This window comes from Kroppenstedtia sanguinis (assembly GCF_050433445.1).
GTDB lineage: Bacteria > Bacillota > Bacilli > Thermoactinomycetales > DSM-45169 > Kroppenstedtia > Kroppenstedtia sanguinis.
The window spans coordinates 1-13,128 of sequence record NZ_JBNPXF010000017.1; the positions used below are offsets into that span (position 1 = coordinate 1).

Sequence of the window (13,128 nt, forward strand, 5' to 3'; positions counted from 1 at the left end):
GAGTTGATTGCTCATAATATGACAGGGTCGTTCATTCGCTCTTCAGTTTTCAAGGAACGCTCGATCTCGCTGTTTATAGCCGTTTCCGAGGCGCTTGCCTCTTTCGCGGCGACAAGATCTATCTTATCATGCTCAGTTGTTCTTGTCAACAGCTTTTCTTGATTTGTTTTGTTGAGCGGTTTACACCGCTATTCGTTGTCTCAAGGACAAATAGTATATTAGCATGCCTTCCGGAGTAGAGTCAACACCTTTTTATTTATAGAAGAAAAAAGCGTTCCTCCGAAGAGGAGCGCTTGTATATCAACCTATTTTCCCTCTGGCGAAACAGAACAAACACCTTGTGGAGACCTGGTTTCCCCATTCCTTGAAGGTTATCCAGAAGAGGGGAACCACTCGGGCCCTGGCTTCACAAACACCATGATCCCGGAGAGCAACATATAAATACATTGGGATACCACCAAAAATTGTTTTGATCCAGGGCTGTTGATTAACCAGAAAATGAGCGGAAGGAAGTCGTGTTCTGCCAAAGCGACCTTTGTACCATGGGCACTACAATCCAAAGGAGCTGAAGCTCTAGATGAAGGTAGCCATCCTACCCAGCGGAGAATCTGGAGAGAGGGCGTTTAGGGGCAACCTCTTCCCTGTGTTGCTTCCATAAGGCTTTGCCCCTGTCCGATCGGAAGATTTGGAGCGGCCAGTTTTCACTTCCTTGCCGGATGGCAACGGTCGCGTGGGTGAACACGATCTCCCCATCCAAAATATGGCTAATCAACACGCCTGGTTTTGATCCAGTCTCTTTTACCGTCCATCAACCGGACAGCCTTTCCTCCCATTCTACGCTTCTGCCACTCTTCCAGTTCAGTAGAGATGAATAGTATGGTGGTAAGTTAATTAAACTTCCTCATTCACCTTAACCTTGGAAGGCCAAAAGCTGATTTTCCCAAGTAACGTAATCACAGATGGCAAAAGCAATCCTCTGACCAGAAAAGTATCCATTAAGATCCCCAAACCCACAGCAAAACCAAACATAAATAGCTCCAGGATGGGCTGGGTCATGAGAACACCGAAGGTGGCCGCGAGAATCACACCGGCGGAGGAAATTACGCCCCCGGTCATAGACACTCCCCTGCTGATCGCCTCTTTCAGTTCAAGATGGTTGTTTTCTTCCCGAATCCGGGATACCAACATGATGTTATAGTCCACTCCGAGGGCGACCAAGAACACAAAGGTGTACAATGGAATGCGATAACTCATCTCAGGCAGCTCGAATATCTTGTCAAAGATGAACGTACTGAGTCCCATCGCCGCTCCATAGGAGAGGAGAATCGTGGCGATCATATACAGTGGTGCCACTAGGGAACGGGTTTGAACCCCCAGCAACAGGGTGATCAAGAGAGTGATAAACAGAATCACCCATTTCGTGTCGCTCTCGTTCAACTCCCGTACGTCCACTTGCTTTGCCGTTTCCCCTGCAAATTGGAGGGTGTGGTTTTCCGGGGACAAACCGCTTTTCCTCAAAATATCATCTGAATGCGTTTGGATCGACTCCAAATAATTCAAAGAAGATCGGTCGTAAGGATTGTCTTTGAAGGTCAATTGGATACGGGTAGCCTTCCCGTCTTCTGTCACGATCTCTTCGTTTTTCATGACGGCAGCTGTTCCTCCGTGAGCCGGCTCCAGATCGGTGGAGACCCTCTTTACACCCTCCTGATTTTCCAGACAATCCCGCAAAGCCAACAGTTCTTTATGACGGAGATTCTCCGATCCCGTCAATAATAGGGTGGTGGGAGCCAAATCACCTTTGGAATAGTGATCTTCCAACAGTTCAAAACCAACCCGTGAGTTCATATCTTCAGGGAATGATTTAATCAGGTTGAAGGAGTATTGAGTCTGCGTCATATTGAGAGCAAACAAGGCCAACACAGCCACCATCACAATGGAGATGATTCCCGGTTTACGGATCACAAATCTGCCCACCCGGGACCAGAACGAATCCTTTTTGATTTTCGGATCTCCCACCTTGGGGATCGAAGGCCAGAAAGCCTTACGGCCAAACAGGGCAAACAGAGATGGCACCAGAGTCAGTCCGGCAACCAGAATAATCGCCATCGTGATGGAGAAGACCGGTGCGAAGCTGTGGTACGGTTTGTAATCAGCGATAAACAGAACTAGCATGGCGGCCAAAACGGTACCACCGCTGAAAAATATAGGTTCCCACACCTGCTTCATTGCTTCACTCATGGCGTCATACTTATTTTCCCGTTTCTTCAACTCCTCACGGAACCGAGAAAAAACCAACAGCGAATAGTCGGTCAGAGCGGCAAACAGAAGAATGCTCGCAATGGACACCGATTGAGAATCCAGCTCGAACCAACCGCTCTTGGCCGCAAATCCGAGGAATCGGTCCATCACCTGATATACGATTCCCGACACCAACAAGGGGATGACAGCAAGCAACGGAGACCGATAGATCACGATCAAAAGGATTAAGATCAGCCCGATGGTGGAAAAAAGAAGTACCAAATCCGCATTGGAGAAAATGGCGATCGTATCGGATGCAATCCCTGCCGGCCCCGTTATTTTCAGCTCAGTGGAACCGAAAAGAAACGAATCCCCCTTTTCCTGGAGCTGAGTGATGGTTTCATTAATGTCCGACATCTCCAGCCCATCTTTGAGTATCACTGGCAAAATCAGTGTCGTTTTATCCTTTGACAAAAAAGATTGTTGGACAGGTTTTGGCAACTGGTGATAAGGAGGTGCCTCCTTGATCGTATCCGGAGCATCATCTGAATGTAGATACTTACTCATTTCGCCAACCTGTTTCAGGTCGTCGGATGTTAGCCCATCCTGATGATGAAAGACAAGAAGTGCCGGTGTCCCCCCTTCATCAGGAAAATAACGTTTCAATTCCTTCCCAGCAATGACAGACTTCGCTTGCTCCGGCAAATCACTGCCATTGACATTTACAGCATATTCATTAGCCCTAGCCGAGAGTCCGCTGATCAATATGGCCGCAACCAACCAGACAATGAGACTGACCTTGGCTCCCTTCCGACTGGAAACCGCCGAAGTCAACAATTGAATCCAGCGCTTCATCCTTTACACTCCTCTACCGTTTATCACAAAATGTGGGGCGGTAAAAAAAGATAATCTGACACACGTGTCAGATTCACGCAAAAAATCAAATGGTCTAACACACATCCATCTGGGAACATTCGAACCAGCTATACCCGTCATTTTTAATATATGCCCCTTTAATCGCTTCAAGGACGATCCGATGCCCATTCTTAACATTCCTTCATGATCTGGTTCATCAACCGCTCCATATAAACGAGGATCAGCTGTTCCTTACTGGAATAATATTCGTAGATCGTACTTCTTCCCACGCCCAGTCGATCGGAAAGTATTCCAAAAATGTTCCCGTTCGATCATGGACAGGGATCCTCCTGCTCTTTCCCCTACACATTTAACACCCCGGCAACCTAAACTAAAAAACCGCAAGCCCTCAGAGGGCTTGCGGTTTTTCATCAATCAAACCTTTTTCCATTGATTTCAAAACTAGTGGTCACATCCGCCCCGAGAGATTGGGAAACGGAACAATACTTGTCCCTGGAGAGATCCACCGCTCGTCTCACTTTTTCCTCCGGCAGATCCCCCTCCAGACGATAATGGATGTGGACTTGGGTGAACCGGCGAGGATGCTCCTCTGCTCGTACTCCCGAGACTTCCATATCAAAGGATTTCACCTGAAGGCGCATCTTGTCCAGGATACTGACAATATCGATACCCGAACAGCCTCCCACTGCCGTGAGCAGCAGTTCCGTCGGCCGGGGCCCTCGGTCTTCTCCACCCACTTCAGGAGAAGCATCAAGGGTAACCCCATGGCCGGACGGTGTCCGGGCTTCAAACTGCATTTTCCCTTTCCAGTGAAGGTCTGTTTTCATGATGTTTCCTCCCTGTTTCACTCTATTTGGCATAGGCGACGATCAGCCCCGATTCGATGACGGCGGCTACTGCTAACATCACCATAATCCCGATGATCATCGGTGTAATCCGCCTCAGATAATCGGACCAGGCTCTCCGGTTTTCTTTTCTGAGGCGAGGAGAGCCCCATCCAATCATGCTACGGAATACCAGGATCCCCAGCCGGATTCCATAAGCTACAGCTAGGATCACCGCCGGCAATTCCAAGATTCCGTGAGGGAGAATTTGTGTAATGAACAGAGTTAATGGATGGATTCCCGACTGTTCAGATGCGGTTCCCAGGATCACCCCCACCAGCATCCCGTTAAAAACCAATCCCATCAGCGGATAAATCCCGAAAAAGAGACCGGTTCCGATCATCGTCATCGAAGCGAACATGTTGTTCGCAAATATAAGCCCAAAGGCTGCCCACCAGCTAGGATTTTTCTCAATCGTTTTCGCTTTTTCCATGAATTGATCCCACACCCCGGACTGCTTCAACCATTCACTCGCGGGACCGCTTGCCAGGTATCCTGCCACAATGGACAGGATAAACAGCAGAGAAGCGATGGTAATCAATTTTTTCTCTGCGCGGATCGCATCTAAAAAACGGCGCATACCAACCCTCCTTCGAATTCATTCATAACCCTCGTCCACCGGAATACATTTAGTATGGGACAGGTACCAAAGCCCATACGAAGGGGTTGGAGGTGAGGCGATGAGATTTTTTTGGGTTTTATCCGGGAAACGGATCAGAAGGGCCCTGATGGCCGTGGTGGCGATCTTTTTCGCATTGGGTATCTTCTATGCCGAACAACAGAACATCCAAGTATTTATGCCTCTGAATTCAGGTCCGGCCGCAATCTATAGTGTGGACACAGATAAAAAACAGTTGGCATTAACCTTTGACATCAGTTGGGGGGAAGAACGGACAGGCCCAATCCTAGATGCATTGGAACAAAAAGGAGTTAAAAAAGCAACCTTCTTCCTCTCTTCTCCCTGGGCGGAAACCCACCCAGACGTGGTGAAACGGATTGCAGACCTCGGCTTTGAAATTGGGAGTCATGGCCACCGTCACGTTAATTACAGTACCTTGAGCGAAGAACAGATCCGAACACAGATCCGCAAGTCTCACCAGATTTTGACGAAGTTAACCAAACAAGAGCCCAACTTGATCCGTTATCCCAACGGGGACTTTGACAAACGCGTATTGAAAATCTCCGACCAGTTGGGGTATACCTCCATTCAGTGGGACACCGACTCTCTGGATTGGATGAATCCCGGCAAGGAGAAAATCATCAACCGCGTGATCAGCCGGGCCCACGCCGGAGACATCATCCTGATGCATGCCAGCGATTCCAGCAAACAACTGCACGAAGCCTTGCCAGTAATCATCGATAAACTTAAGAAAAAAGGATATCAATTCGTCACCGTCTCTGAATTGATCGCCGGTTCCCAAGTGGAACTGAATCCTGTCGATTAACAGCCGGATTCAAGAGGTCCGGCTCTTTTGTTTGTTATCTGCCCCGTGATCCAGCAACCGATGGAGTTGCATCAATTGCCACATGTTACAGACCAGCAACACCAATACCATCATCAGAATCATCGGGAAAGAATTTTGCTCCAGGGAAGGGATAGCCTCGAGGACTGTAGCAGCCACCATAAAAAATATGGCCGGAATCCAGGAAGCTCGCGAAGTCGCTTTCACCTTAAACCAGGCGGCCACTAGCCCTACCCCCAAAATCACCAAGGGTAAAAGCCAAGGTCCGGGGGTCCCGGTTTTTGCAGCAGAGGTCTGATAGAGCCAAACCAACACCCCTACCAACGCAAGCAATTGCAACGTTTGGTAAACGTAAGGATTGCGGATAAACCCCTTGGCTACCATGTTAAACACCAGATAGGCAAAGAAGCCCATCTGGGCTACCACCCCGTACAGCACCCCGGCCCACAACATTGAGATGAAGCTCACTCCTGGGGAGCCGAAGAGCCAGTTGACGAGCAAGCTCGCCACAGGTGCGGTCACAATACCCAGTACTACAGTGGTCCAAAAAAGGAAAAACATCTTTCGGATTGTCATGTATTTGGCCTCTCCTTTGAAAATACCCATTGCCATTCTTTCATTTCATTATAACTGGGATCACTCAGAATGGAAAACGGAGCGTTTCGTGACAAAGTGTACGAGAACAGGGATCGCCGCCAAGAGGAACTACCTTGTATCCCAACGATCTCGTAGTAGACGCAATCTGTTACCCAAAATATGGCGAGCTCACCCCTTGTCTCCATGGTTATAAATCCGCCCAGGTTGCTCATATTAATGGTAAGATTCTCAAGGGAAGGGCGGACCTTTCATGGACAGAACCCTACGACGGGCACTCCTATTGATCTTATCCATATTCCTGGTCATCCTCACCTCCTGTAGCCCCAACCCCAAGCCCGAGGGCAAACAACAGGGGTATCAGGAATCCAAACAGTTGGTAATGGATGTCCTCCATACTCAAGAAGGAAAAAAAGCCTTAAAAGAAGTCATGCAGGAACCTGAATTTAAAAGAGAAATCATCATTTCGGATCAGGATCTTGAAAAAACGATCCATCAGTCGATAACCGACCCACAAATGCAAAAACAGCTGGAAAGGCTATTCAAAAAGCCACAGGTAGCCGCCAGTTTTGCCAAAGCGACCCAAAAAGAGCAGAAAAATCTTTTAAAACAGCTGATGAAGGATCCTGAATATCAGAAGATGATGCTGGATATACTTAAAGACCCAGAATTCTCCAAGCAATTGCATCAAGTGATGAAAAGCCAAGAAAACCGGAAGCAGATGCAAAAAGTGATGGAGGAAACCTTGGAAAGCCCCATTTTCAAAGAGAAGTTTCTCAAATTGCTCAGTGAATCCATGAAAGAGTCACCTTCGAAAAAAGGCGGCCAACAAGGAGGGAGCCAGGAAGAGGGAGGAAAAAAACAGAGTGAAACCGGGTTATAAAGCTCAGATCAGTGCTGTTGATTAACCAGAAAATAGGTGACGGAAGGGAGTCGTAATGTTGCCAAAGCAACCTTTGTGCCACGGGCACTACAATTTAAAAGAGCTGAAGCTCTAGAGTTTAAGGGCAACCTTTTCCCTGTGTTGCTTCCGTAAGGTTTTGCTCCTGCCCGATGGTCAGATTTGGAGCGGCCAGATTTCACTTCCTTGTGCCGGATGGCAACCCGAGCGTGGTAGACCAAAATAGGGGGCGAATCAATCAACAAACCTGAGCTCAGATCTTCCCCCCAAGGGCACCATCACTTGTCTCCCTCCGTCTGTTGCCAGCCAACAAACTGGTGGGCGGAATTAAACAGTGTCGGATACACCATCAATCCCAACAAAATGCTGACCAGCGCACTGGATGCGGTAAAGGAGAACATCACCAACAACTGATAGCGAACCGCTTCCACCGGGCTCGTCCCGGCGAGGATCAAACCCGTCATCATTCCAGGGAGTTGAACCAATCCCACTGTCTTCATCGAATCGATCATCGGGATCATCCCGGCCCGAATCGCCCGATGGGTAGCCCTGCGACTGGCTTGCGCTCCAGTTGCGCCCAGCGAGAGTGCCACCCAGATCTCTTCTTTCATCGTCTCCGCATTTTCTTTTATCCGGTTCAACAGGAGAGAGGAGACCACCATCGAATTGCCCACCAGCATGCCACTGAGGGGAATCAAAGTCTGGGGGCGAGGTTCAATCATATCCAACAAAAGCATCATCCCCAATGTAAAACCGCATACAGTTGCGATGGTGACAAAAACCCGGGTAAAAATCCAAGGTATACCGGCTCCCCGGGATGCTGAGTTCCGGGCTGCCACTGTGATAGACAAAAGGATCATCCCCAGAATGTAATACCACTGATCCGCAGCAAAGATCAATTGCAGTACGTAACCGATCGCCATCAATTGAATCCCCGCCCGAATGGTGGCGATCAAAATATCCCGCTCCAACTTCAATTTCAACCAGAGGGATAGAACCATGGCAATCAGTATAAACCCTAATGTGGAGAGGGTTGCGGTGGCGCTCATTTCTTCACCTCTTCCAAGATCAACTGTCCCTCCTCCAGTTTCCATAACAGATCAGCCATTCTTTCCGCTTGCTCCCGCTGGTGGCTGATCAACAGAACGGTGCGACCCAAATCCCGTACACGGATCATCATTTTTTCCACCGTTTCAGTACTTTGGGGATCGAGGGAGGATGTCGGTTCATCCAACATCAGGACAGGGGAATTCAGCATCAAAGAGCGGGCCAGATTGACTCGTTGTTTCTCTCCTCCCGACAAGCTATCCACAGGCCTCTTCAGAAAGGACTCTGACAATCCCACCTGTTTCAGCACCCCTCTCATCTGATCCGCTGATGCCTTTTCTCCTTGAAGAGACAAAGGGTAAGACAGGTTTTCCTCGACAGTGTCCAAAAACAAAATCGGAGTTTGATGAACATAATGTATCTCCCGCCGCAGATGAACCGGGTCCCATTGGGTCAGGGGAATCCCCAGGTAAGTGATCTCCCCTTCATCGGGATTTTCCAGGCGATTCAGGAGACGAAATAACGTGCTCTTCCCTGTTCCTGAGGAACCCATAAAGACGGACAATCTCCCCTTGGGAATCTCAGCAGATATCTTATTCAGAGGGGTTACAGTCCCATGGGCGCTCGGGTACCCTTTGCTCACCTCATCGATTCGGATCAACTCTCCCATATGCCCATCTCCTTTCTTTCCAAAATAAAGACACCGGCGAGGGCCGGTGTCGGTGGCTTCATCGCTCCTTCCGATTCGCCATCAGGATCCTTGGTATCTGCTGATTTCCTTCTCTGTGACCGACGGGATCGCGTTCAGACCCGGTTCGATACTTTTCGTGCCAGTTCGCGGTAAAGTTGACCTGTTGGACTCCCCTCTGCATATATAGATGGGGAAAACTCAGGGTCCTCAGGATCACCGTTGTCGGGAGCCCCGAGGGGAATCTGGATGAGCAGTTCCGTATTCAATTCTTCAGCCAGTTTTCTACCCCCGTCCCGGCCGAATATGTAGTCGCGGTTTCCACAGGAAGAGCACTGATAATAGGCCATATTTTCGACCACACCGAGAATCTCATGTTTTGTATGGATGGCCATCGCTCCTGCCCGGGCGGCCACAAAAGCGGCGGTGGCATGAGGGGTGGTAACTAATAGTTCTTTGCTTTGGGGTAACATCTGTTGGATATCGAGGGCGACATCTCCAGTTCCCGGCGGCAAATCCAGGATCATATAATCCAGCTCTTCCCAAGCCACCTCCTGGAAGAAGTTGCGCAACATTTTGCCCAACATGGGCCCCCGCCAGATGACAGGCGCATTTTCCTCCACGAAAAAGCCCATGGAGATCACTTTAACGCCAAAGCGTTCCACAGGATAGATGGTCTTATCCACTACCGCAGGGCGCTCTTCAATCCCCATCATATCCGGAACACTAAATCCGTAGATATCCGCATCAATCACTCCGACCCTTTTTCCTTCCCGGGCCAGTGCTACAGCCAGGTTGACGGCAACCGTGGACTTTCCAACGCCACCTTTCCCGCTGGCAACCGAGATAAATTGGGTGGGAGAGTCTTTAGACAAGATGGAAGGAATCTGATTTTCCTGCTGCAAGGCAGGGCGGCCAGCCGCCCGGCGTGTACGAACCTTTTCTTGATGTTCCCGACGAATCCTCTCTGCCAAAGCATCCTGTTCTTTAGCAGAGAGTGTGTCAAATTCAATCTCCACTTGGTCAACGCCAGCTTGGCGAAGAGTGGCAACCACCTTTTCCCGAAGGAGTTCCCGATGTGAAGAATCTTCGGAGAAAAGCATAACGGTCAAGGCCACCCGATCCCCAAAGATCCGAAGGTTGCGGACCAGGTTCAGTGCCACCAGATTGTGCTTCAGCTCTGGCTCTTCCACTTTCCGGAGTGCTTCCAATATCTCTTCAACGGTCAGCATGGGCTCACACCTCGATGACTGTGACATTTTCATTTTCAACCTGATTATAACACACTTATTTATCCCCCATCTTTTGTGAATCCTCCACCGAGTAATAACGAAGAAGACCATTGTAGATCGCGGAGGCTACTTTCTTCTGATAAGCTCCCTCCCCCAGCATCCTCGCCTCGGCAGGATTGGATAGGAATCCGACCTCCACCAAGGCTGCAGGTACAGGGGATGTCTTCAGTATGTAGACCTCGCCGCTATATCGGGCCTTCCGATCTGTGTTATCCAGGTTGCGAATCAGTTCGGACTGGATACTTTCCGCCAATTTTTTATTGGCCTCCATTGTGGGGTAGTAGAAAGTTTGGGCACCGGACCAACGGGGAGAAGGGATCGCATTGAGATGAATGCTGATAAAGACATCTGCACCGCTGGTCTTGACTATACGGGCCCGCTCCATCAAATCAGTCGCCTTCCGCCTTCGTTGACTGGCACCCGCCAAATCCTTGTCAACTTCGCGGGTCATAAACACCAGTGCACCTGATTCCTGTAGATAATCTCGAAGTAGAAGGGAAATCTTCAGGGTTACCTCTTTTTCCTGAAGCCCCTCCCGACTGACCGCCCCACCATCATAGCCCCCATGTCCCGGATCCAATACAATCACCTTGCCAGACAAGGGCATACTCCATACATTTAAATTGCCTGGAATGCCATAAGTGGCCGCCACCCACAGGAAGATAGCCGCCAATGCCGCCCCTATCCCTAAGCTTATCTTCCGCTTTCGCGACCACTCCCCCCGTTTCTCCATCAGAGCCGACTCCCCCCGCAGATTCATTTGATTCATATATATGGGACGAGTCGGGTCCTTATGTCAGAGGATCCCCCGCTTCCGCAGTCGGATTCCGTAATCGACGCCCTGGATAAACCAACGGGATGTGACTTCTTCAAAAAAATACATGACCGACTGGACGGTCCATTCGTCCAGCTGCCGAAAGACATCCATTTCCTCGGCGATTTGACCGATCAGTCGACCGCCCTCGTATCCAAAAACTCGGTTGCACCAACGCCTGCGCACAGAGGCAGGCAGACTGGGGGGACATTCTACTTCTCCTTTTCTGCTGGCTTCCATGCCGGAGACATAAGCTTCAAAAGCTAATCGGTATGCTGCCTCATCGATCGCTACCCGTTGCGGTGTGGCTAAAAAGTTGACAGCAGGCTCCAACACACTGTCGATCAACCGGGACAACTTCCCCCATGGAAATCCGTAGAGAGCCTCCTGTCTCATTTTTTCCACTCGATTGAGGCGCCACACCTCCAACCAAACTACTTTACTCACCATGAACCCCCCTGTTCGGAGTACCCATAGTGTTGCCGGAGAGTTCAGGGGTTACTTTTGTAAAATCAGGCATTAAAAAAACCCGCCAAAGGCGGGGACTTTCGATATACCATTTACCGTTTGGAGAATTGGGGAGCGCGGCGAGCCTTTTTGAGACCATACTTTTTCCGTTCTTTCATCCGCGGGTCCCGTGTCAGAAAGCCGGCTTTTTTAAGCGTCGAGCGCAATTCCGGGTCCACTTTCAGGAGGGCCCGGGCGATTCCGTGGCGAATCGCTCCAGCTTGACCGGTGAAACCTCCACCGTCCACATTGACGAGGACATCATAGCGATTCACCGTATCGGTCAGAACCAAGGGTTGTTTCACAATCGCTTTCAGGGTTTCTAGTCCGAAATAGGTGTCCATGTCCCGACCGTTGATCACCACGCGACCATCACCGGGCACCAAGCGGACACGGGCGACAGACTCCTTGCGACGGCCGGTGCCATTAAATTGGACTTGTGCCAAAATCAGTTCCCTCCTTTACTTATCCTCTGACTTCCCATTTTTCGGGTTTTTGCGCTTCATGGGGATGTTCCGATCCCGCATATACTTTCAATTTCTTTAATTGCTGCCGTCCAAGGGAATTCTTCGGCAACATGCCTTTAACAGCCTGTTCGATCATGCGATCCGGACGGTTTTCTCGGAGATCACCGGCGGAAACGGCTTTGATTCCACCTGGATAACCCGAGTGACGATAATACATTTTCTGCTCCGCTTTTTTGCCAGTCAAGCGAACTTTGGAAGCGTTGATGACAATTACGAAATCACCGGTATCCACGTGAGGCGTATATTCCGGCTTATGTTTCCCCCGCAACAGGGTGGCCACTTCCGTGGCGACGCGACCCAGGGGCTGATCCGCAACGTCAACCACTACCCATTTCCGTTCCACCTGGTTCGGTTTGGCCATGTATGTGGTTCGCATCATTTTCCCTCCTCGTATCAGAGACAGATAAATCTATAACATCCCAACATTTTTTTCAACCGTGCGCCGAACATGTTTCCACCGGGGCAAGTGGAAAAATACCAACGCTCATATTACACCAACAAGGGTGAGAAGTCAAGAGATGGGATTTTTCACGGTTTCCCGCTCCAGGGGGTGTAACCCACTTTCATCAGGGTCAAGCCCTCTGGAGGAAAGGTTTTCCCTGCAACGGATCGGTCTTTCGCCTGCAGGATCTCCCCCATTTCTTCAGGGGAGATTTTCCCGGCTCCGATCTCTACCAGGGTTCCCGTGAGGATTCGTACCATATGGTAAAGAAAACCGTTTCCCACCACTTCCATGGAGAAAATCCCGGGGTCCACTTCCTTCACTTCACAGCGATATAAAGTCCTTCTCCGATCCTTCACCTGAGCCCGAGCTGCGGAAAAAGAAGTAAAGTCATGAGTGCCCAACACGTATCCGGTCGCCCTCTGCATACGGACACAGGAGAGAGGGTAGGGATAATGAGTTTGATACCGGCGACGGAAAAGATCGGGTAGCGAGGATGTATCAATCGTATAGCGGTAATGTTTCCAACAGGCGTCATGTTGGGCGTGAAATTCCAGAGGAACCTCATTCGCCTCTGTCACCAGCAAATCCCGCGGGAGGGAAGCGTTGAGCAGACGTACCCAGCGCTCTGTCGGAATCGGAACCGAGGTTTTGAAATGAATGACTTGCCCCAGTGCATGAACTCCGGCATCTGTGCGCCCGGACCCGATGACAGAGATGCTCTCTCCAGTCACACGAGTGAGGAGCTTTTCCAAGGTTCCTTGTACGGTCCGTTTTCCCGGCTGACGCTGAAAGCCGGAAAAGTCGGTGCCGTCATAAGCTACCGTCAGTTTGATTTTACCCACAGTCGAC

General features: G+C 49.9%; 15 protein-coding genes. 2 read left to right on the forward strand and 13 right to left on the reverse strand.

Annotated features, from left to right (window positions below; genetic code table 11):
* Positions 1–891: 891 nt before the first annotated feature.
* The 4 genes from JOD24_RS10815 to JOD24_RS10830 form a co-directional block, all read right to left on the reverse strand.
* The gene (locus tag JOD24_RS10815; protein ID WP_380166836.1) at positions 892–3,096 is read right to left on the reverse strand and encodes an MMPL family transporter; all 2,205 of its coding nucleotides are present in this window, start codon (positions 3,094–3,096) and stop codon (positions 892–894) included.
* Between the two features lie 191 nt (positions 3,097–3,287).
* On the reverse strand, positions 3,288–3,416 hold the full coding sequence (locus tag JOD24_RS10820; RefSeq protein WP_380166980.1) for a TetR/AcrR family transcriptional regulator: 129 nt from the start codon (positions 3,414–3,416) through the stop codon (positions 3,288–3,290).
* 111 nt (positions 3,417–3,527) lie between these two features.
* Positions 3,528–3,944, reverse strand: a complete 417-nt coding sequence (locus JOD24_RS10825) for an OsmC family protein (protein ID WP_380166838.1) — start codon at positions 3,942–3,944, stop codon at positions 3,528–3,530.
* A 22-nt stretch (positions 3,945–3,966) separates the two neighbouring features.
* On the reverse strand, positions 3,967–4,581 hold the full coding sequence (locus JOD24_RS10830; protein WP_429246901.1) for a stage II sporulation protein M: 615 nt from the start codon (positions 4,579–4,581) through the stop codon (positions 3,967–3,969).
* Positions 4,582–4,681: 100 nt separating this feature from the next.
* Between JOD24_RS10830 and pdaB the strand changes: the two genes are divergently transcribed.
* Positions 4,682–5,446: a polysaccharide deacetylase family sporulation protein PdaB gene (gene pdaB / locus JOD24_RS10835; RefSeq protein WP_380166842.1), complete on the forward strand. Its 765-nt coding sequence runs from the start codon at positions 4,682–4,684 to the stop codon at positions 5,444–5,446.
* Between the two features lie 9 nt (positions 5,447–5,455).
* Here the strand turns inward: pdaB and JOD24_RS10840 are convergent, their stop codons facing one another.
* Positions 5,456–6,040 carry a KinB-signaling pathway activation protein gene (locus JOD24_RS10840; protein WP_429246902.1) on the reverse strand — a complete coding sequence of 195 codons (585 nt, stop codon included), beginning with the start codon at positions 6,038–6,040 and terminating at the stop codon, positions 5,456–5,458.
* Between the two features lie 271 nt (positions 6,041–6,311).
* Between JOD24_RS10840 and gerD the strand changes: the two genes are divergently transcribed.
* Complete coding sequence (gerD, locus tag JOD24_RS10845; protein WP_380166846.1) at positions 6,312–6,941, forward strand: spore germination lipoprotein GerD; 630 nt, start codon at positions 6,312–6,314, stop codon at positions 6,939–6,941.
* A gap of 296 nt (positions 6,942–7,237) precedes the next feature.
* Here gerD and JOD24_RS10850 read toward each other — a convergent pair whose 3' ends face one another.
* The 8 genes from JOD24_RS10850 to truA form a co-directional block, all read right to left on the reverse strand.
* Positions 7,238–8,008 (reverse strand): ABC transporter permease, encoded by a 771-nt coding sequence (locus tag JOD24_RS10850; RefSeq protein ID WP_429246903.1) that lies wholly within the window; start codon positions 8,006–8,008, stop codon positions 7,238–7,240.
* On the reverse strand, positions 8,005–8,676 hold the full coding sequence (locus JOD24_RS10855; RefSeq protein ID WP_429246904.1) for an ABC transporter ATP-binding protein: 672 nt from the start codon (positions 8,674–8,676) through the stop codon (positions 8,005–8,007). Before JOD24_RS10855 ends, JOD24_RS10850 begins: the two co-directional genes overlap by 4 nt.
* A 134-nt stretch (positions 8,677–8,810) precedes the next feature.
* Positions 8,811–9,926, reverse strand: coding sequence for a P-loop NTPase (locus tag JOD24_RS10860; protein WP_380166852.1), 1,116 nt, complete (start codon positions 9,924–9,926; stop codon positions 8,811–8,813).
* Between the two features lie 55 nt (positions 9,927–9,981).
* Positions 9,982–10,719 carry an N-acetylmuramoyl-L-alanine amidase CwlD gene (gene cwlD / locus JOD24_RS10865; RefSeq protein WP_380166854.1) on the reverse strand — a complete coding sequence of 246 codons (738 nt, stop codon included), beginning with the start codon at positions 10,717–10,719 and terminating at the stop codon, positions 9,982–9,984.
* Between the two features lie 63 nt (positions 10,720–10,782).
* On the reverse strand, positions 10,783–11,247 hold the full coding sequence (locus JOD24_RS10870) for a hypothetical protein (protein ID WP_429246905.1): 465 nt from the start codon (positions 11,245–11,247) through the stop codon (positions 10,783–10,785).
* A gap of 113 nt (positions 11,248–11,360) precedes the next feature.
* A complete protein-coding gene (gene rpsI, locus JOD24_RS10875) occupies positions 11,361–11,753 on the reverse strand; it encodes a 30S ribosomal protein S9 (RefSeq protein WP_380166858.1) in 393 nt (130 codons plus the stop codon).
* Between the two features lie 19 nt (positions 11,754–11,772).
* On the reverse strand, positions 11,773–12,210 hold the full coding sequence (rplM, locus tag JOD24_RS10880; protein ID WP_380166860.1) for a 50S ribosomal protein L13: 438 nt from the start codon (positions 12,208–12,210) through the stop codon (positions 11,773–11,775).
* A 152-nt stretch (positions 12,211–12,362) separates the two neighbouring features.
* Positions 12,363–13,121 carry a tRNA pseudouridine(38-40) synthase TruA gene (truA, locus tag JOD24_RS10885; RefSeq protein ID WP_380166862.1) on the reverse strand — a complete coding sequence of 253 codons (759 nt, stop codon included), beginning with the start codon at positions 13,119–13,121 and terminating at the stop codon, positions 12,363–12,365.
* Between the last annotated feature and the right edge of the window lie 7 nt (positions 13,122–13,128).

Bases quoted from the DNA above. Each gene is read 5' to 3' on its own strand.
- JOD24_RS10825 (WP_380166838.1), bottom strand. From the start codon at position 3,944: ATGAAAACAGACCTTCACTGGAAAGGGAAAATGCAGTTTGAAGCCCGG.
- JOD24_RS10855 (WP_429246904.1), bottom strand. From the start codon at position 8,676: ATGGGAGAGTTGATCCGAATCGATGAGGTGAGCAAAGGGTACCCGAGC.
- cwlD (WP_380166854.1), bottom strand. From the start codon at position 10,719: ATGGAGAAACGGGGGGAGTGGTCGCGAAAGCGGAAGATAAGCTTAGGG.
- JOD24_RS10840 (WP_429246902.1), bottom strand. From the start codon at position 6,040: ATGACAATCCGAAAGATGTTTTTCCTTTTTTGGACCACTGTAGTACTG.
- JOD24_RS10860 (WP_380166852.1), bottom strand. From the start codon at position 9,926: ATGCTGACCGTTGAAGAGATATTGGAAGCACTCCGGAAAGTGGAAGAG.
- JOD24_RS10830 (WP_429246901.1), bottom strand. From the start codon at position 4,581: ATGCGCCGTTTTTTAGATGCGATCCGCGCAGAGAAAAAATTGATTACC.
- pdaB (WP_380166842.1), top strand. From the start codon at position 4,682: ATGAGATTTTTTTGGGTTTTATCCGGGAAACGGATCAGAAGGGCCCTG.
- JOD24_RS10815 (WP_380166836.1), bottom strand. From the start codon at position 3,096: ATGAAGCGCTGGATTCAATTGTTGACTTCGGCGGTTTCCAGTCGGAAG.
- gerD (WP_380166846.1), top strand. From the start codon at position 6,312: ATGGACAGAACCCTACGACGGGCACTCCTATTGATCTTATCCATATTC.
- JOD24_RS10850 (WP_429246903.1), bottom strand. From the start codon at position 8,008: ATGAGCGCCACCGCAACCCTCTCCACATTAGGGTTTATACTGATTGCC.
- rplM (WP_380166860.1), bottom strand. From the start codon at position 12,210: ATGCGAACCACATACATGGCCAAACCGAACCAGGTGGAACGGAAATGG.